This window comes from Archangium violaceum Cb vi76 (assembly GCF_000733295.1).
GTDB classification, from domain to species: Bacteria; Myxococcota; Myxococcia; order Myxococcales; family Myxococcaceae; genus Archangium; species Archangium violaceum.
In genome coordinates, this window is sequence record NZ_JPMI01000201.1 from 37620 (window position 1) to 61860 (window position 24241).

Annotated in this window: 22 protein-coding genes; 15 read left to right on the forward strand and 7 right to left on the reverse strand. The window is 69.0% G+C overall.

Annotation, left to right across the window (positions count from 1 at the left end):
- The first annotated feature begins 31 nt into the window (after positions 1-31).
- Positions 32-757 (forward strand): hypothetical protein, encoded by a 726-nt coding sequence (locus Q664_RS26700; RefSeq protein WP_043401737.1) that lies wholly within the window; start codon positions 32-34, stop codon positions 755-757.
- An 11-nt stretch (positions 758-768) separates the two neighbouring features.
- On the opposite strand, the gene Q664_RS26705 is transcribed toward Q664_RS26700, so the two are convergent.
- Together Q664_RS26705 and Q664_RS62270 are read right to left on the reverse strand one after the other, a co-directional pair.
- A complete protein-coding gene (locus tag Q664_RS26705; protein WP_043401740.1) occupies positions 769-1569 on the reverse strand; it encodes a hypothetical protein in 801 nt (266 codons plus the stop codon).
- A complete protein-coding gene (locus Q664_RS62270) occupies positions 1566-1691 on the reverse strand; it encodes a hypothetical protein (protein WP_268811413.1) in 126 nt (41 codons plus the stop codon). Before Q664_RS62270 ends, Q664_RS26705 begins: the two co-directional genes overlap by 4 nt.
- 217 nt (positions 1692-1908) lie before the next feature.
- Between Q664_RS62270 and Q664_RS26715 the strand changes: the two genes are divergently transcribed.
- From Q664_RS26715 to Q664_RS26735, 5 genes are all read left to right on the forward strand, one after another.
- A complete protein-coding gene (locus tag Q664_RS26715; RefSeq protein ID WP_043401746.1) occupies positions 1909-2931 on the forward strand; it encodes a CarD family transcriptional regulator in 1023 nt (340 codons plus the stop codon).
- Positions 2932-2956: 25 nt separating this feature from the next.
- Positions 2957-3469, forward strand: coding sequence for a hypothetical protein (locus Q664_RS26720; protein ID WP_043401748.1), 513 nt, complete (start codon positions 2957-2959; stop codon positions 3467-3469).
- Positions 3456-4418: a hypothetical protein gene (locus Q664_RS26725; RefSeq protein ID WP_043401751.1), complete on the forward strand. Its 963-nt coding sequence runs from the start codon at positions 3456-3458 to the stop codon at positions 4416-4418. The genes Q664_RS26720 and Q664_RS26725 overlap by 14 nt, the downstream gene beginning before the upstream one ends.
- The gene (locus tag Q664_RS26730; protein ID WP_043401755.1) at positions 4415-6247 is read left to right on the forward strand and encodes an ArnT family glycosyltransferase; all 1833 of its coding nucleotides are present in this window, start codon (positions 4415-4417) and stop codon (positions 6245-6247) included. Before Q664_RS26725 ends, Q664_RS26730 begins: the two co-directional genes overlap by 4 nt.
- Before the next feature lie 142 nt (positions 6248-6389).
- Positions 6390-7016 carry a hypothetical protein gene (locus Q664_RS26735; RefSeq protein WP_043401757.1) on the forward strand — a complete coding sequence of 209 codons (627 nt, stop codon included), beginning with the start codon at positions 6390-6392 and terminating at the stop codon, positions 7014-7016.
- A 116-nt stretch (positions 7017-7132) separates the two neighbouring features.
- Here Q664_RS26735 and Q664_RS26740 read toward each other — a convergent pair whose 3' ends face one another.
- Genes Q664_RS26740 through Q664_RS26750 form a run of 3 tightly spaced genes read right to left on the reverse strand, consistent with a single transcriptional unit; the run spans position 7133 to position 11297 of the window.
- Positions 7133-8317 carry an iron-containing alcohol dehydrogenase gene (locus tag Q664_RS26740; RefSeq protein WP_043401760.1) on the reverse strand — a complete coding sequence of 395 codons (1185 nt, stop codon included), beginning with the start codon at positions 8315-8317 and terminating at the stop codon, positions 7133-7135.
- A 9-nt stretch (positions 8318-8326) separates the two neighbouring features.
- A complete protein-coding gene (locus Q664_RS26745; RefSeq protein WP_200883773.1) occupies positions 8327-9787 on the reverse strand; it encodes a glutamine synthetase family protein in 1461 nt (486 codons plus the stop codon).
- Positions 9788-9806: 19 nt separating this feature from the next.
- Positions 9807-11297, reverse strand: a complete 1491-nt coding sequence (locus Q664_RS26750) for an aldehyde dehydrogenase family protein (protein WP_043401763.1) — start codon at positions 11295-11297, stop codon at positions 9807-9809.
- A 117-nt stretch (positions 11298-11414) separates the two neighbouring features.
- Between Q664_RS26750 and Q664_RS26755 the strand changes: the two genes are divergently transcribed.
- Genes Q664_RS26755 through Q664_RS26765 form a run of 3 tightly spaced genes read left to right on the forward strand, consistent with a single transcriptional unit; the run spans position 11415 to position 13860 of the window.
- Entirely contained in the window at positions 11415-12152 is a 738-nt protein-coding gene (locus tag Q664_RS26755; RefSeq protein WP_043401766.1) for a glutamine amidotransferase, read from the forward strand.
- Positions 12153-12178: 26 nt separating this feature from the next.
- Positions 12179-12637, forward strand: a complete 459-nt coding sequence (locus Q664_RS26760) for a hypothetical protein (protein WP_043401767.1) — start codon at positions 12179-12181, stop codon at positions 12635-12637.
- A 32-nt stretch (positions 12638-12669) separates the two neighbouring features.
- The gene (locus Q664_RS26765) at positions 12670-13860 is read left to right on the forward strand and encodes an AI-2E family transporter (RefSeq protein ID WP_043401770.1); all 1191 of its coding nucleotides are present in this window, start codon (positions 12670-12672) and stop codon (positions 13858-13860) included.
- Between the two features lie 194 nt (positions 13861-14054).
- Here the strand turns inward: Q664_RS26765 and Q664_RS55190 are convergent, their stop codons facing one another.
- The gene (locus Q664_RS55190) at positions 14055-14351 is read right to left on the reverse strand and encodes a hypothetical protein (protein ID WP_326938744.1); all 297 of its coding nucleotides are present in this window, start codon (positions 14349-14351) and stop codon (positions 14055-14057) included.
- 40 nt (positions 14352-14391) lie between these two features.
- The gene (gene rho, locus Q664_RS26770) at positions 14392-16020 is read right to left on the reverse strand and encodes a transcription termination factor Rho (RefSeq protein ID WP_075207518.1); all 1629 of its coding nucleotides are present in this window, start codon (positions 16018-16020) and stop codon (positions 14392-14394) included.
- A 276-nt stretch (positions 16021-16296) separates the two neighbouring features.
- Between rho and ligA the strand changes: the two genes are divergently transcribed.
- The 6 genes from ligA (at position 16297) to Q664_RS26800 (ending at position 24238) form a co-directional block, all read left to right on the forward strand.
- A complete protein-coding gene (gene ligA / locus Q664_RS26775; protein ID WP_043401773.1) occupies positions 16297-18324 on the forward strand; it encodes an NAD-dependent DNA ligase LigA in 2028 nt (675 codons plus the stop codon).
- Between the two features lie 13 nt (positions 18325-18337).
- On the forward strand, positions 18338-18622 hold the full coding sequence (locus Q664_RS26780) for an acylphosphatase (RefSeq protein ID WP_043401774.1): 285 nt from the start codon (positions 18338-18340) through the stop codon (positions 18620-18622).
- Positions 18619-19065: a DUF3052 family protein gene (locus Q664_RS26785; protein ID WP_043401778.1), complete on the forward strand. Its 447-nt coding sequence runs from the start codon at positions 18619-18621 to the stop codon at positions 19063-19065. Before Q664_RS26780 ends, Q664_RS26785 begins: the two co-directional genes overlap by 4 nt.
- A gap of 549 nt (positions 19066-19614) precedes the next feature.
- A complete protein-coding gene (locus Q664_RS26790; RefSeq protein WP_043401781.1) occupies positions 19615-22242 on the forward strand; it encodes an Rne/Rng family ribonuclease in 2628 nt (875 codons plus the stop codon).
- A 102-nt stretch (positions 22243-22344) separates the two neighbouring features.
- Positions 22345-23775, forward strand: a complete 1431-nt coding sequence (locus Q664_RS26795) for a YhjD/YihY/BrkB family envelope integrity protein (RefSeq protein WP_052518705.1) — start codon at positions 22345-22347, stop codon at positions 23773-23775.
- Between the two features lie 124 nt (positions 23776-23899).
- The gene (locus Q664_RS26800) at positions 23900-24238 is read left to right on the forward strand and encodes an HU family DNA-binding protein (RefSeq protein ID WP_043401784.1); all 339 of its coding nucleotides are present in this window, start codon (positions 23900-23902) and stop codon (positions 24236-24238) included.
- The last annotated feature ends 3 nt before the right edge of the window (positions 24239-24241 follow it).

Below are 24241 nucleotides of genomic sequence, written 5' to 3' on the forward strand. Positions count from 1 at the left end.
GGACCGGAGATCTCTGCTAGGAAACACGGGCATGAAGAAACTCGTGCCGCTCCTCGCCCTGGCCGTCACCGCCTGTAGACCCGCCACCCTCGACCGGGACTTGAAGGACATCCCGGGACTGACCCTCCATGCCCTGTACGATGGCGCGAGTGAGGAGACCGTGCTGCTCGAGTACGACAGCCCCGCGGGCTCGTCGTGCTACCGCATCCCGGCGGAGACCTCGCTCACCGTCAACGGAGAGTCCTTCACCCTGGACAAGCGGGGAGAGCTCTATGACACCCCCAGTGGGTTCTTCGGCTGCGAGTTCCCCCGGTTCAAGGGCCCCGCGCGTCCGGCCGAGGAGCCCCTGACGGATTACGTCCTCTCGGATGGCAAATCGAGCCTGCGCGCCGCCTTCAAGCAGCTCCACGCGACACGGGGCTTCCGGATCAAGGTGAATGGCGTCGAGCAGACCAACACGCTCCGTAACGGGTCCGCGGTGGACATCGAGTGGTTCCCGGTGACCGATATCATCGACGGCGCGCAGGTCGCCTTCCGGCTGGACGGTACGCCGGAAGGAGAGGAAGACACCTATACGATCCAGGGCCTGCGCGTGGACGCCAACCACATCCGCTTCGTCCTGGATGTGCGGCGGCTCGGCAACTACACGCTCCGGGTCACCGCCCAGGGTCAGGCCGGAGTGGAGTCCTGCGAGGGCTTCACCAGTTGCCAGGGGGACTTCGTCGAGGAAGTGCGAATCCCCATGGCCATCGAGTAGCTGTCCGGGCCCTATTGCCCCGCCGGAGCCCCGGCCACGGCGGGCGCCCGGGGCGTCGGGTAGATGAAGCACAGCGTCTCGAAGTAGGGCTCGCCGGGCGCCGCGTACACGCCACCGAGCGCCCGCGCGGCCTGCGCCAGCTCCGTGCCGAACGAGGGCACGAGGCAGATGTCCTCGGAGGTGGTGAAGCGCCCCTTCAGCCTCCCGAGCCCCTTGCGCAGCGTGGCGATGTCCTGCTTCCCACCGCGCACGGGGACCGAGGGGCCGTTGGCATCGGGCCCCGGCAGCTTCCCCACGCTGGTGGTGAGCTCGAAGCCATCCTGCCGCTGGATGATGCGCAGCTTGCCGGGCGCGGCCTCGGCCAGCCACGCCTGGAAGCCCTGCTCGTCGCGCAGCACCAGCCGGTAGGCGGCCGGGGCATCCGGGTGGAGCAGCCACACCTCACTCGCGGATTCGCGCAGGACGGCGAGCAGCTCGGAGGTCTGCACGAGGAACGTGTCCGCGTCCGGCACGAGCAGCACGCCCTGCTCCTTCACCCGCTCGCGCAGCCGGGCCTGGTCCCCGGGCCTGGTGGGCACGAACCGCTCCCCACCGAGCTGCACGGCCTCTCCCGCCAGTTCCACCCGCAGCACCTTTCCGGGCACGGGCTCGCCGTACACCTCGGCCGGAGCCACCTGGAAGCGCGCGTCCTCCTCCGCGACGAGCGCCGGGAGCGGCGCCGGCTTGAGCGACGAGAGCGGCTCGGCCGGCTTCTCCTGCGTGCAACCCACGGCCAGCACCAGCGCCGCCCACGGCATCCGATTCATCCTCATGGCGTCTCCTTCTGCTGGGTGTCCTCGTCCCGCGGCGCGGAGGCCAGGGCGGGGACGAGCGCGGCGAGGCGGGCGGCGGCGTTCAGCGGGAAGTCCCTCGGGGGAAGTGTTGAGAGGCGCATGATACCCGGGGCCACCGCGCCGGAGGGGTCCTGACGCTTCGGACCTGTTGCGTCCTGTAGCGGAAAAAGACCCTCCCCCACCCTCCAGGCCCCGGGGCGCACGCCCGGCCGGACGCCCGGATCTCCTGGGACCGGACATCCGCCCCTCCTAAGTCGTGGCATCCGTTGAGGGTTGATGCTACGACCTCTCACTGCTCTCGCGTCTCATGAGGGGGACATGCCAGAAGGCTCCGCGTCACTCCAGCTCGCGGTTGGCGACCGGGTGGTCTACCCGAATCAAGGGGTCTGCCGCGTCTCGGCCATCGAGGTGAAGGAGGTGGCTGGGCAGAAGCTCACCTTCGTCACCATGCACCGGGAAGAGGATGGGGCGAAGGTGATGGTGCCCCAGACCAAGGTGATCTCCATCGGCGTCCGCAAGGTGGCGGGCCCCGAGGACGTCAAACAGGTCTTCGAGTTCCTGCGCTCCGACAGCGACAAGGCGGACCTGGACTGGAAGATGCGCGCGCGCACCAACCAGGACCGCATGGCCCAGGGTGGCCTCATCGGCATGGCCGAGGTGGTCAAGGGCCTGCAGGTGCTCAGCGAGCTGCGCCCGCTGCCCACCAAGGAGCGTGAGCTGTACGACAACGCTCGCCACCTGTTGGTGTCGGAAATCGCCGCCGCGCTCAACACCTCGGACTGCAACGCCGAGGACGCCATCGACCTGGTGCTCTTCCCGCCCGGCCGCGAGCGTCCCAAGCGCACCGCCGCCGAGTTCGCGCCCCGCCCTGGTGAGGGCGACGAGGATCTCGGCCTGGACGCCGACCTGCTCGGGCTCGACGGCGAGCTGGACCTGCCTCCGGACGAGGAGGAGGCCCCCGCCGAGGAGGAGGAGTCCTCCGAGGAAGCCGGCGAGGAGGACGAGGAGGCCGAGGAGAAGCCTCGCAAGAAGGCCGCCGCCATGCCCGCCGAGGGTGGCGCCGAGGGCGCGCCCAAGAAGCGGGGCCGTCCGCCCAAGCCCAAGCCCGAGGGCGCCGAGGCCGCCGCTCCCAAGAAGCGGGGCCGTCCGCCCAAGCCCAAGCCCGAGGGCGCCGAGGCCGCCGCTCCCAAGAAGCGCGGCCGTCCGCCCAAGCCCAAGCCCGAGGGTGCCGAGGCCGCCGCGCCCAAGAAGCGCGGCCGTCCGCCCAAGGCGAAGCCTGCCGAGACGGAGGCCGAGGACCAGGATGCCGACCTCGATGACGACATCGAGGCCGATGAGTGACACCCGTTTTTCGAGGTGACGCCCCGTGATTCGCGTCGTGACGTTGGACTCCTTCGACGAAAAGCAGATCGCGAAGCTCTGCCAGACGCTCTACACGGCGTTTGGCGTGGGCAGTGAGCACTCCGGCCAGAAGGAAGTGCCCGCGGACCTGTCCGACCCGCTGGATGCCGAGAAGCTGCTCACCGAGATGAAGGGCATCCGGGCCTATGAGGACGACAAGGTCCTCTTCATCACCTCGCGCAAGCTGAAGGAGCGCGAGCTGGCCGGCGGCAAGGCCCCCACCCCGGGCTTCGCCCAGTACAACAAGAGCCGGGCCATCATCAGCACCCACGGGTTCAAGGACCTCGAGACGTCCTTCAAGCCCGTGGCCCGCAACGCGCTGCAGCAGATTGGCCACCTGTGGGGCCTGCACCACTGCCTGGATCCGCGCTGCTCCATGTATCCACCCTGGACGCCCTCGTTCTCCTCGGGTGAGCCCACCTTCTGCACCTTCTGCCGCGACAAGAGCGAGCAGAAGCTCCGCCTTGCGAAGTCCTAGGTCCCTCTGGCGCGCCCTTCCCCTGGTGGAGCTGGGGGGGTTGCTGCTCGTCGCGCTCGTCTGTCTCGTCTTCCAGCTCCGCCAGCCCGGCCACCTCGTCTCCGAAGCGGACTACCGCACGGTGGAGGGCTGGCTGCGCACCGAGGCCCGGCCCGGTGACGCGGTGTTGCTCTTCCCGTGGTGGACCGAGCGGGCCCGCATCTACGTGCCGCCAGAGGTGCCGGTGTACGGCTACCTCGGCTCGGACAAGAACGACCTGAGCGCGCACCCGCGCGTCTGGGTGCTGGGCCAGCCGGAGCAGCCTCGGGCCGGGGAAGCGGACTTCCGGGCCGCGTTCCTGCCCGGGCGCACCGCCGTGGGAGCCCCGCGCCGCGCGGGCAACCTGGAGCTGACGCTGTACGAGAACGGCCGCTACCGGCCCCGGCGCTTCGTGGCGTCGGAGGCGTACGCGAAGGCCCGCGTCTACCTGGAGGCCCAGGACGGCACGAGGACCGGGTGCCCCTTCGACGGGCGCGTGCACCGCTGCCCCGGGCCGCCGCACCTGTATGTGGCGCCCGAGTGGCATGAAGTCCACTTCGAGCCGCGCCACTGCCTGTGGATGCACGCGCCGGGCGGAACGCAGCGGCTGGTGGCCGAGTTCGATGGAGTGCCAGCGGACACGGAGCTGCGGCTGGAGGGCGGCCTCATCTCCGAGTACGCCTCGCACCACGACGCGCGGCTGAGCACCGCGTACTACGGCGTGGAGGACGCGGCCACGCGCGAGCCGTTGTTGGAGATCGCCCAGACGCCGGGCCTGGAGGGCCTGCAGAAGGCGTGGCGCGCGCTGCCGCCGGGCGAGCCCCGCACGGTGAAGGTGTGGGTACGGGCGGAGAATCCGGAGCGGCGGCAGGTGTGCCTGGACGTGTTCGCGCTCGGGGACGGGGCGGTGGTTTCGAGGGAGGGCACATGACGGCGGGCCGGGCCGCGACGCGGGAGGAGCGCTGGCTGGCGCTGGGGCTGTGGGTGCTGGGCTTCGTGGCGCTGTGGGCCACCGAGTCGGCGGTGGGCTTCACGCGCGACGAGAGCGTCTACTTCTACGCGGGCGAGAGCTATGCGCGCTGGTTCCAACAGCTCTTCCGCGAGCCCGCGCGGGCGCTCACCGACGCGGCCATCGTGCGCGCCTGGGACTACAACCACGAGCACCCCGCGCTGATGAAGGAGCTGTTCGGGCTGTCGCACCTGCTCTTCCACGAGACGCTCGGGTGGCTGCGCCCGGCGGCGGCCTTCCGGCTCCCGGCCTTCGCGATGTCGGCGCTGGTGCCCGCCCTCACCTTCCTGCTGGGCAGCGCGGTGTATGGCCGCACCGCGGGACTGTTCGCCGCCCTCTCCTTCCTGCTCGTCCCGCGCCAGTACTTCAACGCGGAGCTGGCCTGCTTCGACATGCCCATCGCGGCCATGTGGCTGCTGGTGGTGTACGCCTTCTGGCGCGCGCTGGAGGACCGGAACTGGGGCGTGCTGTGCGGCGTCTTCTTCGGCCTGGCGCTGTGCACCAAGCACAACGCGCTCTTCCTGCCCTTCATCCTCGCGCCCTTCGCGCTGTGGCGCGCGTGGACCACCACCGTGGACCGGCCGGAGGCACGCGTCTGGCTCTGGCGCGTGCTGGGGCTCTTCGCGGCGGTGGCGGTGCTGTACGGGCTGCTGGTGGTGAGCCTCGGGCCCGCTGGCTTCCAACGGAAGTTCTTCCTGCTCAGCCCGCACACGCTGCTCTTCGCGGTGCTGGCGGTGGGGGCGCTGGGGATGCTGCACCTGCAGAACGAGGTGCACCCGCCCTCGGCGCTCGCCCTGCTGCCCATGGCCACCATGGCGGTGTTCGGGCCCATCATCTTCTACCTGCACTGGCCCTACCTGTGGCACGCGCCGGTGGACCGGACGGCCTGGTACCTGAACTTCCACGCCACGCACAACCACTACACCTGGTTCTACCTGGGGAAGCTGCTGCGCGAGCCCCCCTTCCCGCTCGAGTACGTGGTGGTGAAGACGGCGCTCACCGTGCCCACCAGCCTCTTCGTGCCGATGGTAACGGGGTGGTTGGCGTTCGCCGGCCGCGCGGTGTTGAGCCTCTTCGAGCGCACGAAGTCCCTGGTGCGCGAGCCCTCGCTGGCCGAGTGCCTGGTGGGCCTCAACGCGGTGGCCTCCATCCTCATCATCAGCCACCCGCAGGTGCCGCACTTCGGAGGGGTGAAGCACTGGTTTCCGTCCATGCCCTTCCTGGGGATTCTGGCGGGCGTGGCGGTGACGCGAGGCTGCGAGGCGCTCGTGGAGCGGCTGCGCGTGCGCTGGCCGAGGCTGTCCCTGGCGGCGGTGGCGGCGCCCGTGTTCACGCTGCTGATGCTGCCGGCGCTCATCGGGCTGGTGCGCGTGTTCCCGTACGGGACGAGCTTCTACTCGGAGCTGGCGGGAGGCCTGCCGGGCGCGGCGTCGCTGGGGATGCAGCGCCAGTTCTGGTCGAGCAACGTGACGGCGGTGCTGCCGTGGATCAACGAGCACGCGCCGCGCAACGGGCGCGTCTTCCTGCACGAGGTGCACGGGCTCTCGTTCCGCGACTATCAGCGCAACGGGCTGCTGCGGAGCGACCTGCAACCCGGGGGGCCGTTCGACTCGGACGTGGCGGCGTACCAGTACCACCAGGAGTTCCGTGAGCACGAGTTCAACGTCTGGCAGGCCTACGGGACGCGGACGCCGGCCACGGGGCTGTACCTGGACGAGACGCCGCAGATCATCGTCTACCAGCGCCGCTGAGCGATGACGCGGTGCGTAGGCGCGCGGCGGTGATTTCACTGACTGTTCAAGGACAGACGGCGAGTAGCCCCCCAGGGCAGGACGCGTGGTTTCCGGGTTAGGCTCGGGTCACGACCATGGTGGATGTCTTCTGGAGGGGCACATGACTCGGTGGATGAAGACCGTAGCGGTGGTGGCGCTGGGGGTGGTGGGTTGTACGCAGGAGCAGAAGCCGGCGGCGGCCAGACGCGCGGAGCTGAAGGCGGTGAGCGGCTCCACGATGGAGATCATCCCGGCGGCGGGGCAGTACCCCTACTGCATGCTCTTCACGGTGTCCGAGAAGGGCATCATCCGGCAGCTGACGATGACGCGGGAGAACCGGTCCATCAAATGCGACGCCGGCAAGCGCATCTACAACTCGAGCTTCCGGGTGCCGGTGGAGGAGGGAAAGGTCAAGGCGTACGTCTTCTTCTCGGACCAGCGCATCCAGGCGGGCTCGGTGGCGCAGCAGCTGTATGACCTGAGGGACAAGCCGCAGCTGACGGCGATGGACTTCCGGCTGCCGGGCTCGGTGTCGGTGGAGACGCTGGAGTTCACGCCGCAGCCGGGAGGCGAGCCGGTGACGGGCGCGGTGGTGGGCACCACGGACATCGAGGGAAGCGCCGAAGGAAGCCAGACCGAGGAGGCCGAGGTGGAGGAGCCGGGGCAGGACATGGCGCCGCCGAAGGTGACGCCGCCGCCGAATGGTGGAGGCAGCGGCACGGCGACGGCCACGGATGCCGTGAAGTAACGCCAATACTGACCCACCCGCGCCAACAACATCCCCTCTCCCCTCGGGAGAGGGACGGGGTGAGGGTATCCGGGCCCGTTCTCCACTCCGCGAAACGGAGAGGGCCCCGAGCCTGACTAGAACGACTCGCGGAGCATCGCGAGCAGTTCCTGCTGGGAGCACGGGCGCGGATTGGCGCGGTGCGAGGCATCCACGAAGGCCTTCTCGGAGATGCGGACCAGGTCCTTCTCCTGAACGCCCGCGTCACGCAGACGCAGGGGAATGCCGATGGTGGCGTTCAGCTTGCGAACCCGCTCGATGGCATTGCCCGCGAGCACCTCTTCGCGTGCGTTCGAGGTATCCCCCATGGCGAGGGCCACGCGGGCCAGGCGCGCGGTGCTGACGGGGCGGTTGAACTCCATCACCACGGGCAGGACGATGGCGTTGGCCAGACCGTGGTGCACGCCGGAGATGGGCGTGAGCGCGTGCGCCAGCGAGTGGCAGGCCCCGAGCCCCTTCTGGAAGGCCATGGCGCCCTCCATGGCGGCCACCATCATGTCGGTGCGGGCCGTGAGGTCTCGCCCGTCCTGGAACGCCCTGGGCAGCGAGCGGGCCACGCGGGCGATGCCGTCGATGGCCACCGCGTCCGCGAGCGGGTGGAAGCCGTTGGACAGGTAGGCCTCCAGGCAGTGCGTGAGGGCATCCATGCCCGTGGCGGCGGTGGGCCCGGGAGGCAAGCCGAGCGTCAGCTCGGGATCGCAGATGGCCGCCCTGGGCATGAGGAACGGGCTGAAGATGACCGTCTTGCGCCCGGTGTCCGAGAGCGTCGCCACGCCCGAGCGGCTCACCTCCGAGCCCGTGCCCGCGGTGGTCGGGATGGCGATCAGCGGCGGCATGTTGTCGCGCACGTACTGGTCCCCACCCGTCGCGTCGTCGTAGCGAGACAGGGGCGGCTCGTGAGTGGTGAGCACCTGCACCAGCTTCGCCGCGTCCAGCGGACTGCCACCGCCAATGGCGATGATGCCGTCGCACTTGTTGGCCCGGTAGGCCTCCAGGCCCGCGGAGGCATCACGCTCGGTGGGGTCCGGCTTCACCGCCTCGAAGGTGGCGAAGCTGACACCAGCCTCCTTGAGCACGCCGTACAGGCGCTGGGCCAGCCCGGCCTTCACCACGCCCGCGTCGGTGACCACCAGGGGGCGCTTCATGTTCAGCCGCGCCACCTGCGCGGGAAGCCGTTGCAGGGCACCGGCCCCGAGGACGATCTTCGTGGGCCAGGACAGCTCGGTGATGCGCGGCTCGCTCGGCATGTCGAACGGTTTCATCGGTGTCTCCTAAATGAGTTCCATGTAGCGCTCGAGCTCCCAGTTCGTGACGGCGCGCTCGTACCGCCGCGCTTCCCAGTCACGCGTGCGCACGTAGTGGTCCACGAACTCCTCGCCGAGGATCTGCCGGGCCCGCTTCGATTCCTTCAGGAGCGTCACGGCCTCGCGGAGCGAGCGGGGCAGCATCGGCGCCTCGGCCGCGTACCCGTTGCCCGCGCACGGCTCGGGGGGCTCCACCTCGTTCTCGATGCCCCACAGGCCCGCCGCGAGGCTCGCCGCCATACCGATGTACGCGTTCATGTCCGCGGCCGTCTGGCGGTACTCGATGCGCATGGACTTGGGGCTGTCGCCGATGACGCGCACCGCGGTGGTGCGGTTCTCCCTGCCCCACGTGGCCGTCACGGGCGCCCACGTGTTCTCCACGCTGCGCTTGTACGTGTTCACCGTGGGCCAGTAGAGCGCGGTGAGCTCCGGCATCAGCTCCAGCAGGCCGCCGATGTAGTGCCGCATCGTCGTGCTCATGCCATCGCGGACATCGGGATCATGGAAGCTGTTCTCGTGAGTCTTCAGCGACCACAGCGACTGGTGGATGTGGCCCGAGCACCCCGGCAGCTTCTCGTTCACCTTGGCCATGAAGCAGGCGGTGAGCCCGTGGCGCGAGCAGATCTCCTTCACCACCGTCTTGAAGAGCGCCGCCTTGTCCGCGGCCTTCTCCAGGTCGTCGTAGCGGATGGCGGCCTCGAAGACACCCGGGCCCGTCTCGGTGTGGAAGCCCTCCAGCTCCAGCCCGAAGTCGCGGCACCCGTCGATGATGGCGTGCACCAGCGGCGCGCTCTGTGAGGTGCGCAGCCACGAGTAGCCGAACATGCCCGGCGTCAGCGGCGTGAGGTGCTCGTAGCCCTTCTCCTTCAGCGACTGCGGCGTCTCCTTGAAGATGAAGAACTCGTACTCGGCGCCGAACTTCGGCTGGAAGCCCATCTCCCGGGCTCGCGCGTTGATCTTCTGCAGGAGCTGGCGCGGACTGGGCTCGAAGGGCGAGCCATCCGGGTTGACGAAGTCCAGGAGGAAGGCGGCGGTGTCCGGCTCCCAGGGGATGATGCGCCCGGTGGACATGTCCACCCTGGCCTGCCCGTCCGGGTAGCCCGTGTGCCAGCCCGTCACGCGCGTGTTGTCGAGCAGCTCGTCGGTGATGTCCCAGCCGAACACCACGTCACAGAAGCCGAGCCCGCCCTTGCACGCGGAGAGGAACTTCTCCACGGACACGTACTTGCCGCGCCAGACGCCGTCCACGTCCACCCCGCCGATCTTCACCTGGCGGACGCCGTTGTCCTCGAGCCACTTCTGAAGCACGTCCATGTCGGACGGCTCGCGCAGGGGCCTGACATTGCCGCGCTCCTTGTCCTTGGAGCGCGCGCGCCTGCCCGCGGGCTGCGGCAGGGTGATGACCTTCGCCTTGGAACGGTTCGCCATTGGCCTCCTCCTCCTCACCTCAAACCTCCGAGGGCAGCTTCGTCCACACTGCCTTCGTCTGGAGGTACCCCTCCAGGGCGTGATGCGACAGGTCCCTGCCCCAGCCGGACTCCTTGTAGCCACCGAAGGGCGCGGCATCGTCGAACTCGTTGAAGCAGTTGATCCACACCACGCCGCTCTTCACCCGGCGCGCCATGGCGTGCGCCTTGGCCACGTCCCGCGTCCAGATGGAGGCCGCCAGCCCGTACTGCGTGCCGTTGGCGATCTCCAGCGCCTGGGCCTCGTCCTTGAAGCGCAGGCAGCTGAGCACCGGGCCGAAGATCTCCTCCTGGGCAATCCGCATGTGCGGCTGCACGTCGCCGAAGACGGTGGGCTTCACGAAGTTGCCCCGGGCCTTCGCCCCCTCGGTGTCGCGCGAGCCGCCGGCCAGCACCTTCGCGCCCTGCTGCTTGCCGCTCTCGATGTAGCCGAGGATCGTCTCCAGCTGCTTCGCGCTCACCTGCGCGCCCATCTCGGTGTGCTCATCGAGCGGGTTGCCCACCTTCATCTTGCTCGCGCGCTCGGCCAGCCGCGCCACGAAGGCGTCATAGGCCCGCTCGTGCACCAGCACGCGGCTGCCCGCGTTGCAGATCTCCCCCTTGTTGCTGAAGATGCCCCAGAAGCACGCCTCCACGGCTTTGTCGAAGTCCGCGTCCGGGAGGATGATCTGCGGGCTCTTGCCGCCCAGCTCCAGCGTCAGCTTCTTGAGGTTGCTCGCCGCCGAGGCCTGCAGCAGCCGCCGCGCCGTGCGTCCCGAGCCCGTGAAGGAGATCTTGTCGATGTCCGGGTGGCGGGCCATGGCCTCGCCGGTGGGGTCCCCGTAGCCGGTCACCACGTTGAGCACACCGGGCGGCATCCCCGCCTCCAGGGCGAGCTGCCCCAGCCGCATGGCCGTGAGCGGTGTGATTTCCGAGGGCTTGAGCACCACCGTGCACCCGGCCGCCAGCGCGGGGCCGAGCTTCCAGCACGCCAGACAGGTGGGGTAGTTCCACGGCACGATGGCGCCCACCACGCCCACCGGCTCCTTCAGACAGTAGGTGAGGAAGGGCCCATCCACCGGCAGCACCTCGCCGCGGATCTTGTTGGCCCAGTCGGCGAAGTAGGACAGCGTCGCGGCGCCCGGCCCCACGTCGCCGCGGATGGCCTCGCGCAACGTCTTGCCGTTCTCCATGGACTCGAGCAGCGCGAGCGCCTCGCGGTTCTGCCACAGCAGCTCGGAGAAGCGGCGGATGATGCGGCCGCGCTCGCTGGCGTTCATCCGCCCCCAGGGGCCTGACTCGAAGGCCCGGCGAGCGGCTTTCACCGCCTTGTCCACATCCGCCGCCGTGGCGGAGGGCACGTCGCAGATCTTCTCACCCGTTGCGGGGTTCACCACTGGAAGGGAACCTCCCTCCACGGGGTCCACATGCTGGCCATCGATGAGCAGTTTGAGGGCCGGAAGCTGGGGAGAGAGCGAGCGAGCGTCGGTCATGAAGATTCCTCGGGAGCCCGGGCGCGCACCGGTGGCACGTGCGGGCGTCAACAGGAAGCGGCAGCCGAAGCTAGGGACCCCTGTACGAGGCGGCAACCCGGCCCACCGAGAGGCGAGATGAAGAACGTTCTTCTTTTGAAAGCTGGTGACGCGGCCCACGCCGTGAAGCTGAGCGTCGGTGATTACGAGCACTGGTTCGTCGAGTCGCTGGGGCGCGGGGGCTGCCAGTTCGACATCCTCCACGTGCACCGGGGTGCCCGGTTGCCGGACGACTCCGCGGGCTACGACGCGGTGATGATGACGGGCTCGCCAGCGTCGGTGACACAGCCGGAGCCGTGGATGGAGCGCTCGGCGGAGTTCATGATGAACGCGGCGGCCCGGGGAGTCCCGGTGCTCGGGGTGTGCTTCGGGCACCAGCTGCTCGCGTATGCCCATGGCGCGCGTGTGGTGCGCAACACCCACGGGCGGGAGATCGGCACCGTGGAGGTGGCCCTGAGCGAAGCGGGCCGCGAGGACCCGCTCTTCCACGGCCTGCCCGAGCGCATCACCGTCCAGGCCACCCACGAGGACATCGTCGAGCACCCTCCGGAGGGGGCGACGGTGCTGGCGGGCAACACGAACACGGCCGTGCAGGCCCTGGCCTTCGGGCCGCTCATCCGGGGTGTGCAATTCCACCCGGAGGTCCACCCGGCGGCCATGCGGGCGCTGATTCTGGCCCGCGCTGACAAGTTGGAGGTCGAAGCAACGAGCCGGGGCCATGCGCCCGGGGAGAGGGTGAACCGGTTGCTGGCGGGGCTCGCTCCCACGCCGGCCGGGCGGCGAATCCTGAGCAATTTCGTGGAGCGGTTCACCTGAGGGCTGGGCTGGGGTAGGTAGTCCATATGGCCTCGCGTTGGGACTACCTCTTCGAGTCGAAGCCCGTCCCCCTCATGGACCACATGCTGGAGGAGGTGGCGAAGCTGCTCGCCAAGGACCTCCAGCAATGGCCGCCGCCCGTCCAGGAGATCGATCTGGATGTAGGGGGCCAGTTCGCGCCGCTCTTCACCGAGCCGCCCCCGCGCCCCGTCCGGGCCGTCTATGACGAGGCGCTCCGGCTGTCGCGCTGGGAGCTGTCCAGGGAGCTGGAGGCGTACGACGACTACATGCGCAACAAGCGCTACCTGGAGCGGGGGCTGGCGCCCACGGACCGGCTGGTGCTGCTCTTCCTGAACCGGTGGATGGTGGACCACATGTTGGGCCTGGGCGAGGCCACGGAGGGGCGCGTCAACCGGCGGCTGATGTTGCAGTGCCTCGACCGCCTGGAAGCTCGCCTGAGGCTGGTTCAGACGCCCATCTCTTGAGACCCGCCGTTCCCTCTGCGATAAGCCCGCTCATGCTGCAGCCTCACGAGTTGAATCTCCCGGCGGAGCAACGCCGCAAGCGCCTCTACATCCTCGCGGGGTTGTGGCTGACCGTGGTGGCGGTGCTGGTCCTGTTCCGCTCGGTGCTGCTGCCCTTCGCGAGCGCCGCGCTGATCGCGTACCTGGTGCACCCGCTGGTGACGCGCCTCAGCCGCATCCAGGTGCGTGGGCGGAACATCCCCCGCTGGGTGGCCATCCTGCTCATCTACGCCCTGTTCTTCCTGGTGGCGTACCTCTTCTTCATCACCATGGTGCCGCAGCTCTACCGGGAGCTGGCACGCATCAGCCGGGATGGCGTGGCGTTCCTCAACTCGCTCACGCCGGACCGCGTGCACGTGCTGGCCGACCGCGCCGAGGACTGGCTGCGTGCCAATGGGATTCCGCTGGTCATCGCCACGCCCGAGGACATCCGCACCGGCGCACCCAGCACGGGCCTGTCGGTGAACCTGGAGAAGACGATCCAGGACACGGCCCTGAGCCTGTCGGCCCTGGCTCGCGAGCACCTGGGGGACATCGTCACGGTGTCGCGCAACATCATCGCGTCGGTGGTGGCCGGCGTGTTCATGATGTTCTTCATGTTGATGGTGGCGGCGTTCTTCTCCATCGATGCGCAGGCCATCGTGCGCTACTTCACGAGCCTGGTGCCGGTGGAGTACGCCGCCGACGCGAACCTGCTGCTCGAGCGCATCGATCGCTCGCTGTCCGGCGTGGTGCGTGGGCAGGTGACCATCTGCGTGGTCAACGGCATCCTGACGGGCATTGGCCTGCTGCTGTTCGGGGTGAAGTTCACGTTCCTGCTGGCCACGATCGCCACGGTCTTCAGCCTCATCCCCATCTTTGGAACGATTCTGAGCTCGGTGCCCATCGTGTTGATCGCGATGGCGGACGGGTTCCAGAAGGGGGTGGCCATCCTGCTGTGGATCATCGGCATCCACGCGTTGGAGGCATACTTCCTGAACCCGAAGATCATGGGCTCGGCGGCGCGCATCCACCCGGTCATCGTGGCCTTCAGCCTGATTGCCGGGGAGAAGATGTTCGGGCTGGTGGGGGCGCTGTTCGCGGTGCCCGTGGCCTCCATCGTGGTGGCCTGCTTCGACTACGCCCGTATCAAGGCGCAGCCCAAGCTGGGAGAAGTGCCCGTGCACCTGGAGACGCCGAAGTAGCCCGATATCCCCTCTCCCCTCGGGAGAGGGACAGGGTGAGGGTATCGGGTAGACTCGGGTTCCAACCCGTGCGCCCTCTCTGGTTCACGGGTTGAAGAACGGGCCCATGTACCCTCACCCCGACCCTCTCCCGGAGGGCGAGGGAGGAGTGTGGAACCCGGGTTCCACTGGTGACTGGAAGTGTTGCGGCGGACTCAGCCCTGACAGGCGGCCTCGCAGCGCGAGTTCCGGCAGATGATCAGGCAACGTCCGCAGTCGAGGTAATCCTGCGGACAGCTGTTCGTGCACCGCACGCCGCTGCAATCAGGCCCGTCCTGCACGTGGGTGGGGTTCGTCCCCTCGCCGCAGCAGGCGTTCCCCGTGCAATCCGCGTCCTGGTAGCAGATGCGACTGGACAACGGCGGCGGATTGCCGCCGGAGCCCAGGTCGACCGGCTCGCATCCAGCTGCCAATCCGAGCACCGCCCCCAGCACGAGGGCGGACAGAGACACAGAGCGGGTGCTGCGCATCGATCGACTCCCCTCCCGGTGACTACCGGTTCATCGAGCCAAGGAACTCGGTGTTCGACGCGGTCGGACGCATGTGCTTGAGCACGAACTCCATCGCGTCGATCGGCGTGAACGGGTGCAGCACCTGACGCAGCGCCGTAATCCGGATGAGGTCCGCGGGCGGCAGCAGCAGCTCTTCCTTGCGCGTACCGGACTTGTTGATGTCCAGCGTCGGGAAGATGCGCTTCTCCATCAGCTTGCGGTCCAGGACGATTTCCGAGTTACCGGTGCCCTTGAACTCCTCGAAGATGACCTCGTCCATGCGGCTGCCGGTGTCGATGAGCGCGGTGCCGATGATGGTGAGGCTGCCGCCCTCCTCGATGTTGCGCGCCGCGCCGAAGAAACGCTTGGGCTTGTGCAGCGCGTTGGCGTCCACACCGCCGGAGAGAATCTTGCCCGAGGCCGGCACCACCGTGTTGTAGGCGCGCGCCAGACGGGTGATGGAGTCCAGGAGGATGCACACATCGTACTTCTGCTCGACCAGGCGCTTGGCCTTGTCGATGACCATCTCCGCCACCTGCACGTGACGCGTGGCCGGCTCGTCGAAGGTGGAGCTCACCACCTCGCCGCGCACGTTGCGCTCCATGTCCGTCACTTCCTCGGGGCGCTCGTCCACGAGCAGAACGATCAGGTACACGTCCGGGTGGTTCTTCGAGATGGCGTGCGCGATGTTCTGCAGCAGCACCGTCTTACCGGCCTTCGGAGGCGCGACAATCAGGCAGCGCTGCCCCAGACCGATGGGGCAGAACATGTCGATGATGCGCGTGGTCATCTCCGAGCCCTCGTGCTCCAGCTTGAGCTTGCGGGTCGGATAGAGCGGCGTGAGGTTGTCGAAGAGGATGCGCTCGCGGGCCGCCTCGGACAGCGGATCCGTGAAGTTGACCCGATCCACCTTCTGCAGCGCGAAGAAACGCTCGCCCTCGCGCGGCTGGCGGATGGGGCCCGTCACCGTGTCGCCCGGCCGCAGGTTGAAGCGGCGCACCTGCGACGGTGACACGTAGATGTCATCCGGGCTCGGCTGGTAGTCGCTGTCCGCGCTGCGCAGGAAGCCGAAGCCGTCGCTGAGCAGTTCCATCACGCCCTCGGCGTGCACCTCGAACTTCTTGTCCGCGATGCCCGACAGCAGCGAGAAGATGAGGTCCTGCTTCTTCAGGCCCTGGTAGCCCTCGACGCCGAAGTCGTGGGCCATCTTCGCCAGGTCGGTGATCTTCATCCGCTTCAGGTCATTGAGCTTGATGACCTGCATGGGAGCGCCGTCGCGCGTCACCTCGGTGACGGTGGGCGTCTCGGCCGGCTCGGGAGCGGCGGGCTGCGCGGCCGGCTCCTCGTGCTCGTGCGCGGCGTGGGCGCGGACCTCCTGGTACTCCTCATCTCTGAGAGGATGCGAGGGGATCGGCGTCAGCACCGGGCGCGGCGTCTCGGCCACGGCGGGGGTCTCGGACTCGGCCTCGACGTCGGTGTCCTCTTCCCGACGGCTCGTCGCGCGGCGGCGCGCCGGCTTGTCGGAGTCGTCCCGCTCCGGGGTCTTCGCCCGCGTCGTGCGACGCTTGGGCTTGTCCTCGGCTTCGACGGGAACCAGGAGCTTCTCTTTGGGGGAACGGGCTTTTGCCATGTGATGTGGGGGGATTGCTGCTGGCTGGCGCCCTGGGGTACGCGGTAGGCGAAACACCCTCAGAGCGGCACTCGGGCTCCCTTCTTGCCGGGACCTCGCGAGTGGTGGAACCTTGCGCTGGGAAGAGATGGGGCTTGGGAAGTGGGACAACAACCCCCATGAGCCGCTGCAAGAGGTTATTGACCACCTCCGGAGCTGTCAAGGCATCCTCGCTTCCTGCCCAGTCAGGCAGCCGACGCCCCGAATTTTTTCAGTCCAGACGCCGAGCCTTCATCCGTGAACACCTCGAAGACCGCCGACGCCGCCCGAATCGAGCAGCTCCGCCGCGAGCTCGCCCACCACAACCACCGTTACTACGTGCTCGACTCGCCGGAAATCAGCGACGCGGAATACGACCGGCTCATGCGCGAGCTGCAGGAGCTGGAGGCCCGGCACCCGGACCTCATCACGGTGGACTCGCCGACCCAGCGGGTGGGCGGAGCGCCCGCCGAGAAGTTCGAGAAGGTCATCCACCGCGCTCCGATGCTCTCGTTGGCCAACGTCTTCGGCGATGAAGAGCTTTCCGATTTCGACGAGCGGATCCGCCGCCAGACGGGACTGACGCAGGTCGCCTACGTCTGCGAGCCCAAGCTCGATGGCCTGGCCATCACCCTGCTCTACGAGCAGGGCCGCTTCGTCCGGGGCGCCACGCGCGGTGACGGCACCGAGGGCGAGGACGTGAGCGCCAACCTGCGCACCATCCGCAACCTGCCCATGGAGCTGCTGCCCCAGAACGGGGTGAAGGTGCCCGGCTCGCTCGAGGTGCGTGGCGAAGTCTTCATTTCCAAGAAAGACTTCAAGAAGCTCAACGACGCACGTGAGCAGGAGGGCGAGCCGCTCTTCGCCAACCCGCGCAACGCCGCCGCTGGCAGCCTGCGCCAGTTGGATCCGCGCATCACCGCCGCGCGCCCGCTCTCCGTCTATCTGTACGAGTGCGTGCCTGGCGAGGGTGTACCGGCCTTCCGCACGCACGCGGAGAAGCTCGAGTACCTCAAGTCACTCGGGTTGCCGGTGAACCGGTACGTGCACGTGCCGAGCGTGGAGGGGGTGCGCGAGCAGTACCGCGCCTCCGTCGAGGGCCGCCATGCCCTGCCCTTCGAGGTGGACGGCATGGTGGTGAAGGTGGACGAGGAGGACCTGCGCCAGCGGCTGGGACAGATTTCGAAGAGCCCGCGCTGGGCGGTGGCCTACAAGTTCCCGCCCGAGGAGGAGGCGACCCTGGTGGAGGACATCCAGGTGTACGTGGGCCGCACGGGCGCGCTCACGCCGGTGGCGCACCTCAAGCCGGTGAAGGTGGGCGGCGTCACCGTCAGCCGCGCCACCCTGCACAACGAGGACGAGCTGCGCCGCAAGGACGTGCGCAAGGGCGACACCGTCTTCATCCGCCGCGCCGGCGACGTCATCCCCGAGATCGTGAAGGTGGTGGAGTCCAAGCGGCCCGAGGGCGCCCAGCCCTTCGTCTTCCCCACCGGGTGCCCCGTCTGCCACGCGGCGGCCGTCCGGGATGACGAGGGCACCATCATCCGCTGCACGGGCGCCACCTGCCCCGCGCAGTTGGTGGAGAAGGTGCGCCACTTCGCCTCACGCACGGCCATGGACGTGGACGGCCTGGGCGAGAAGCTGGCCGCGCAGCTGGTGGAGACGGGGCTGGTGAAGAGCTTCGCGGACCTCTACCACCTCACCAGGGGCCGGCTGCTCGAGCTGGAGCGCATGGGGGAGAAGAGCGCGGACAACCTGCTCGCCAACATCGAGCGCTCCAAGCAGACGACCCAGGCCCGCTTCCTCTACGCGCTCGGCATCCGCCACGTGGGCGAGGCCACCGCCAAGACGCTCGCCGAGGCCTTCCCCGACGTGCGCCAGCTCTTCGAGGCCAGCCTGGAGGATATCTCCCGCGTCAAGGACGTGGGTCCCACCATGGCCCAGGTCATCTATTCCTTCTTCCGCGAGCCGCAGAACCGCGAGGCCATCGAGGCGCTGCTGGCCACGGGCATCACGCCCGCCGCGCCCCAGGTGGTCAAGGGCGGCGTCTTCTCCGGCAAGACGGTGGTCCTCACCGGCGGCATGAGCGGGATGAGCCGCGACCAGGCCAAGGAGGAAATCGAGCGCCGGGGGGGCAAGGTGTCGGGAAGTGTCTCGCGCAAGACTGACATGGTGGTGGCGGGCGAGGACGCCGGTAGCAAGCTGAAGAAGGCGCAGGAACTCGGGGTAAGAATCCTGGACGAGCAGGCGTTCCTCCAGCTTTTGCAGTCCGACGCCAGAGGGTAGAAGGGCAGCCACCATGGACAGGCGGCGAGCAGGCCTCCGGATTCGAGGCAAGGTGCAAGGGGTGTTCTACAGGGAGAGCGCCCGCACCGAGGCCTTGCGTCTCGGACTGACGGGATGGGTGCGCAACCTCTCCGACGGGTCCGTGGAGGCCGTCGTGGAGGGAGCGCCGGAGGCCATCGAGTCGTTTGTCACCTGGTGCCATCGCGGTCCGACGCAGGCCCGGGTAACGGAAGTGGAGCGCGCTGATTCCGAGGCGCGTGGGGAGTTCAGCACCTTCACCGTGGAGCGCAGCTCATGACTCCCTATGCGCTGGCATCTCTGCCGGCCATGCTGGGCATCAAATCCGGCAGCAAGGTTTCCGTCATCAACCCCCCGCGGGGGTTCGTCCAGCGGCTCAACCCGCTGCCCGAGGGCGTGGAGTTCCTCATCACCGCCCAGACGGGCCTGGACGTCATCCTCTTCTTCACCCAGGACGCGCACGAGCTCGTCCAGCGCCTGCCGGCCCTCTCGCGCGCCATGGCGCTCACCGGGGGCATCTGGGTGTGCTGGCCCAGCGGCGAGGGCATCAAGACGTCCCTCTCCGAGGACTTCATCCGCCAGGCCGCGCTCGACATCGGCATGGTGGACAACAAGATCTGCATCATCGACAGCACCTGGACGGGCCTGCGCCTGGTGCGCCGCCCCCGGGGAAGGCTGGACAAGCCGGAGAACCGGAAGAGGGCGCCCACCGCCCAGGCCTAGGGGCGGCCGGGCGAGCTGCTGGAAGGCGGACATTTTCCATGTCTCGCCTTTACAGGTCGTATCAGGCGTGAAAACCTTTTGGTGTTTTCGGGCCTTGGAACGTTCCACCAGGGGTGGGGCGTTTGGGGTCCAAATGGATTCTTGATTTTTGAGACGGGTGCGTTCCCAGGACACCAGGGGGCGCCGCTGCACCGGGTCTCTCTCGCCCCCCCAAGGCGCCCGCGGATGGGCTCCGACCGGGTGTGGAAGGAAGAGGACGGGCGGTAGGCGCGCCAGGGGACTGCGGAACGCTCGATTGGAAGTCAGTCCCCGCCCGGCAGGGTGCCGGTAGCCGCGGGGCCAACATGAACTCGGAGGAGCAGGCCCTGGTCCCCTCGACCCTCACCCGCCCGGAGACAGCCGGAGCCCCCGCACAGGGGCCGTCCTGCGTTCGTGCGCGCCGAGGGCCTGGAGCCGCCTCTCCCCTCGCAGCGCGCTCGGAAGCGGGAGACGCCGTCGCCTCCCGTCCGCCGGAGCTCACGCCTCCGCGCGCGCGCCCAGGATTCTTCAATGAGCAGCATCCTCGTCATCAACGCGGCGGGCCGGGAGACCCGCGTGGCCCTCGTCGAGACCGGCCACATCGCGGAGTTCTACCTCGAGCGTAAGAAGGACAAGGGAATCGTCGGAAACATCTACAAGGGCCGCGTCGTCCGGGTGCTCCCGGGCATGCAAGCGGCCTTCGTGGATATTGGCCTGGAGAAGGCCGCCTTCCTGTACGTCAGTGACGTCGTCTACGACCCGGACTTCGCGCGCGCCCAGTTCGAGTTGACCGAGGGCGAGCACGACGACGCCCCGGAAGTCCCCGAGGAGTCCGAGGCCATGGCCGCCGAGGCCGCCCATGAGACGGGCGCCGAGGTGGACGCCGAGGTCCACGAGCACGCCGCCCCCGCGGGCGAGGCTCCCCCCGCCGTCGAGGAGCCCGAGCACCACGCCGAGGAGCACCGCGCCGAGGAGCCCACCCCCGTGGCCGCTCCCGCCGCGCCGGTGGCCGCCGCTCCCTCCGAGCCGGTGGCCACCACCGAGCCCGTGGCCGTGGCCACCACCGAGCCCGTGGCCGTGGCCGCCCCGGCCGAGCCCGTGGCCGCTGCCGCCGAGCCGGTGAGCGTCGCTCAGACGCCGGTGGAGTCCGCGCCCGTGAGCGTGGAGGCCCAGGCGACCCCCGCTCCAGAGGCGGCCGCGTCCATGCCCGCCACCGAGGGTGCCGTGGCCCTGGCACTGCCTTCCGAGCCGGCCACCGTCACCGGTGAGCAGGCCGCCGAGGCCCCCGCCGCTCCGGCCGAGGCCCCCGCGCAGCGCCCCGAGACGGCCGCCGGTGAGCGCCGGGCTCCGCGCGAGAACCGCGAGGCCGCTCGCGAGGCCCGTGAGGCCCGCCGCGAGCAGAAGGACCGCGAGCGCGAGAAGGACCGCGAGAAGGACAAGGCCCGCAAGCAGCGCGAGGAGCAGCAGCGCAAGCGCGAGGAGGAGAAGTCCAAGCCGCGCAAGACGGCGAAGATCGAGGAGCTGCTGAAGGTGGGCCAGGAGGTCGTGGTCCAGATCTCCAAGGATCCCATCGGCACCAAGGGCGCGCGCCTCACCTCGCACATCTCCATCCCGGGCCGTCACCTGGTGTTCATGCCCACGGTGGACCACGTGGGCATCAGCCGCCGCATCTCCAACGAGAAGGAGCGCAAGCGCCTGCGGGAGATCGTGGACCGGCTGCGTCCGCCCGGGACGGGCTTCATCGTGCGCACGGTGGCCGAGAACGTGCCGCAGGAGAAGCTCGAGACCGACATCCGCTTCCTCATCGAGGTGTGGAACCAGGTGGTGCGCCGCAACGAGAAGCGCGGTGGCCCCGGTCTGCTGCACCCGGACCTGGACCTCATCCTGCGCGCCACGCGCGACCTCTTCGCCCACGACGTGGAGAAGCTCGTCGTCGATGACCGCGAGGAGTACGAGCGCATCCTCGGCTTCGTGAACGCGCAGGATCCGGCGCTCAAGGACCGGGTGGTGCTCCACGAGTCGGACGAGCCCATCTTCGACGCGTACGGGATTGAACACGAGCTGCAGCGCGCCACCCAGCGCAAGGTGTGGCTCAAGAGCGGCGGCTACCTCATCATCGACCAGGCCGAGGCGCTCACCGCCATCGACGTCAACTCGGGCCGCTACGTCGGCAAGAAGAGCCTCGAGGAGACGATCACCAAGATCAACGTCGAGGCGGCCAAGGAGATCGTCTACCAGCTGCGGCTGCGCAACATCGGCGGCATCATCATCTGCGACTTCATCGACATGGAGAAGCCGCAGAACCGGGACAAGGTCTTCAAGTCGCTGCAGGAGGCGCTGGGCCGGGACAAGGCCAAGACGAACGTGCTGCGCATCTCCGAGCTGGGCCTGGTGGAGATGACGCGCAAGCGCGTGCGCGAGTCCATCGGCCGCGTGCTGCACGAGGACTGCCCGTACTGCGATGGCAAGGGCTTCGTGAAGACGGCGACCACGGTGGCCTACGAGATCTTCGGGGAGATCCGCCGCGAGGCGCCGGGCTACAAGGACCCGACGCTGGTCATCAACTGCAACGCCGAGGTGGCGCGGTTGCTCCAGGGCGAGGAGCGCCAGGAACTGCGGCACCTGATGGACCGCTACAACAAGTCCATCCAGGTGAAGGCGCAGCAGAACTACCACCGCGAGCAGTACGACATCTACGGCCGCAGCGCGCAGGGCGGGGACCACAAGGTGGCCTCGTCGCCGGGCTCGGGTGATGGCGAGCTGTCCATGCAGCGCCGGCCCGAGAGTGGCGGAGGAGAGCGGGGCCCGCGCGAGGGTGGCCGCGACCGCGACCGCGATCGTGACCGGGGTGGTGGCCGCGACCGCGGAGAGCGCGGCGACCGGGGTGGTGGCCGTGACCGTGGCGAGCGCGGCGACCGGGGTGAGCGCGGCGAGCGCGGCGACCGGAGTGGTGGTGGCCGTGACCGAGACCGTGACCGGGGAGACCGGAGTGGTGGTGGCCGCGACCGTGACCGTGACCGCAACCGGGGCGAGCAGCAGCGCCGGCCCGAGCAGCGGGAAGGACGCGGCCAGCAGCAGGGGCAGGCGAGCGAGCAGCCCAACGCGAATGCCACGCCTCCGAAGCCGCCGAGCGGCGGCAACGAGCCTGGCAACACCTGAGGGGTGAGGTTGCCGGGCCCGCCGTGGAACCCACCGCGGGCCCCGCCCCCCCTCCCCCTGGCCGAGCCGCCCTGGCATTGGATAGCCTTCGCCTCTCCCCGGATGCGGCCCGTCACCCCCCTCTTCTTCAAGCGACTGCGCGCCAGCGCGCTCCAGTGGGCCCGGCGCACCTGGGCGCCGATGGAGCGGACGCGCATGGGCCGTTTCGCCATGGACACGTTCGTGGCGGTGCGCGGCCTCGCACGCGGCTTCCAGGGCGAGAACATCCGCCTCAGGGCCGCGGCGCTCACCTACATCAGCGTCTTCTCCCTGGTGCCGCTGCTGACGGTGGTGGTGGCCTTGCTGGGCGCCTACCACCAACAAGAGGTCCAGCACCGCCTGCGCGAGTTCATCTTCGCGGTGATGGCTCCGGGCGTACGCGAGGAGTCGTCGGCCTTCCTCGAACGCTTCCTGGAGCCGGGCCACACGACGGCCATTGGAAGCGCGGGCTTCCTCGGGCTGCTCTTCTCGGCGGGCTCGCTGCTGCACAACATCGACGTCTCGCTGAACGAAATCTGGGGCGTGAAGAACCACCGCTCCTGGGTGGTGCGCGGGCTCATCTACGCGGGACTGCTGCTGCTGGGTCCGCTGATGCTGGCCATCTCGCTCACGGGAACGGGCGTGGTCCGCTCCTTCCTGCAGGGCACCCACGCACCGCTCGTCGTGGACCTCTTCGAGCTGCTATTCGGCGCCCTGTCTCCCCTCGTAGCGGCGGGTGGGCTCACCCTGCTCTACTACGTGACGCCCAACACCCACCTGCGCCTGCGCTCGGCACTCTCGGGTGGACTGGTGGCGGGCGCGGCCTGGAGCGTGGCGCGGCATGTGTACACGGGCATCGCCGCGTACAGCTTCCGCCACAACCCGCTCTACGCCTCGCTGGGCGCCCTGCCCATGTTCCTCGCGTGGCTGTACGTGGACTGGCTCCTCTTCCTCGTGGGCGCCCGCCTCTCCTACGCGGTGGAGCACGCCACGTTCCGGGACTCGCTGTGGGTCTTCGGTGCCCACCCGCGCGCCCGGGAGCTGGTGGCGGCCCGGGTGGCCCAGGAGACCACGCTCGTCTGGTTCGACGGAGGAACGCCCCCGCTCCCCCGGGACCTGGCCCTGCGCCTCCGGGTCGCCGAGGTGCTCGTCGACGAGGTGGTGGACGACCTGGAGCGGGCGGGTCTGGTCGAGCGTCACCGGAAGGGAGGCATCCTGCCGGCCCGCGCCCCGGCCGAGCTGACCCTGGCCGACCTGACGCTCGCCGTCCACGGCGTCTACAACCCCGTCGAGCCGGGCTCCCACACCACCCCACGAGCTCCCGGCTTCGAGGTCCTGGACGCCTTCTTCCGGGAGTCGGACCGGGCGGGGCTCGACGTCTTGCGTCGGACGCGGTGGGTGGACCTCGCCATCCTGGTGCGCCCGGGGCTCGCGGAAGCCCAGGCGGCCACGACGGCGGCCACGGCCCCGGAACCCTCTCCGGCCGAGACAGTGGCCGGAAGCGGAAATCCGTAACGTTTCTAGGAGGTTGGCGGACCTCGCGCCTTGCGCGCCCCATCGGTTCTGTTATCGTTTCGGGATTCGACCACGGGCCAAGCGCCCTGTTTCCGAGGGGTTACGCGGTTTGCGGGAGCGTGCGATGCTGAAGTCCGATCTGATCAACGTCCTCGTCGGCAAGAAGGGGATGACGCAGAAACAGGCCGAGGCCACCGTCGAGACGATCTTCGAGTCCATGAAGGATGCCCTTTGCCGCGGAGAGAACATCGAGATCCGCGGGCTGGGCGCCTTCCATGTGAAGAACTACCAGGGCTACCAGGGCCGCAATCCGAAGACGGGGCAGATCATCCCCGTGAAGCCCAAGCGGGGCCTGCTGTTCCGCACGGGCAAGGAGCTGCGCGACCGCGTCAACCGGCCGGCGCCCCAGACCCCGCAGTCCGACATCTCGTTCGACCCCAAGAGCGGCAACGGCACCTACTAGCCT

Excerpts from the sequence above, each read along its gene's own strand:
- Q664_RS26730 (WP_043401755.1), top strand. The coding sequence starts at position 4,415 with ATGACGGCGGGCCGGGCCGCGACGCGGGAGGAGCGCTGGCTGGCGCTG.
- Q664_RS26705 (WP_043401740.1), bottom strand. The coding sequence starts at position 1,569 with ATGAGGATGAATCGGATGCCGTGGGCGGCGCTGGTGCTGGCCGTGGGT.
- Q664_RS26750 (WP_043401763.1), bottom strand. The coding sequence starts at position 11,297 with ATGACCGACGCTCGCTCGCTCTCTCCCCAGCTTCCGGCCCTCAAACTG.
- rho (WP_075207518.1), bottom strand. The coding sequence starts at position 16,020 with ATGGCAAAAGCCCGTTCCCCCAAAGAGAAGCTCCTGGTTCCCGTCGAA.
- Q664_RS26735 (WP_043401757.1), top strand. The coding sequence starts at position 6,390 with ATGACTCGGTGGATGAAGACCGTAGCGGTGGTGGCGCTGGGGGTGGTG.
- Q664_RS26800 (WP_043401784.1), top strand. The coding sequence starts at position 23,900 with ATGCTGAAGTCCGATCTGATCAACGTCCTCGTCGGCAAGAAGGGGATG.
- Q664_RS26785 (WP_043401778.1), top strand. The coding sequence starts at position 18,619 with ATGACTCCCTATGCGCTGGCATCTCTGCCGGCCATGCTGGGCATCAAA.
- Q664_RS26760 (WP_043401767.1), top strand. The coding sequence starts at position 12,179 with ATGGCCTCGCGTTGGGACTACCTCTTCGAGTCGAAGCCCGTCCCCCTC.
- Q664_RS26790 (WP_043401781.1), top strand. The coding sequence starts at position 19,615 with ATGAGCAGCATCCTCGTCATCAACGCGGCGGGCCGGGAGACCCGCGTG.
- Q664_RS26795 (WP_052518705.1), top strand. The coding sequence starts at position 22,345 with ATGCGGCCCGTCACCCCCCTCTTCTTCAAGCGACTGCGCGCCAGCGCG.
- Q664_RS26740 (WP_043401760.1), bottom strand. The coding sequence starts at position 8,317 with ATGAAACCGTTCGACATGCCGAGCGAGCCGCGCATCACCGAGCTGTCC.
- Q664_RS26715 (WP_043401746.1), top strand. The coding sequence starts at position 1,909 with ATGCCAGAAGGCTCCGCGTCACTCCAGCTCGCGGTTGGCGACCGGGTG.
- Q664_RS26700 (WP_043401737.1), top strand. The coding sequence starts at position 32 with ATGAAGAAACTCGTGCCGCTCCTCGCCCTGGCCGTCACCGCCTGTAGA.
- Q664_RS26765 (WP_043401770.1), top strand. The coding sequence starts at position 12,670 with ATGCTGCAGCCTCACGAGTTGAATCTCCCGGCGGAGCAACGCCGCAAG.
- Q664_RS26780 (WP_043401774.1), top strand. The coding sequence starts at position 18,338 with ATGGACAGGCGGCGAGCAGGCCTCCGGATTCGAGGCAAGGTGCAAGGG.
- Q664_RS26745 (WP_200883773.1), bottom strand. The coding sequence starts at position 9,787 with ATGGCGAACCGTTCCAAGGCGAAGGTCATCACCCTGCCGCAGCCCGCG.
- Q664_RS62270 (WP_268811413.1), bottom strand. The coding sequence starts at position 1,691 with ATGCGCCTCTCAACACTTCCCCCGAGGGACTTCCCGCTGAACGCCGCC.
- Q664_RS26755 (WP_043401766.1), top strand. The coding sequence starts at position 11,415 with ATGAAGAACGTTCTTCTTTTGAAAGCTGGTGACGCGGCCCACGCCGTG.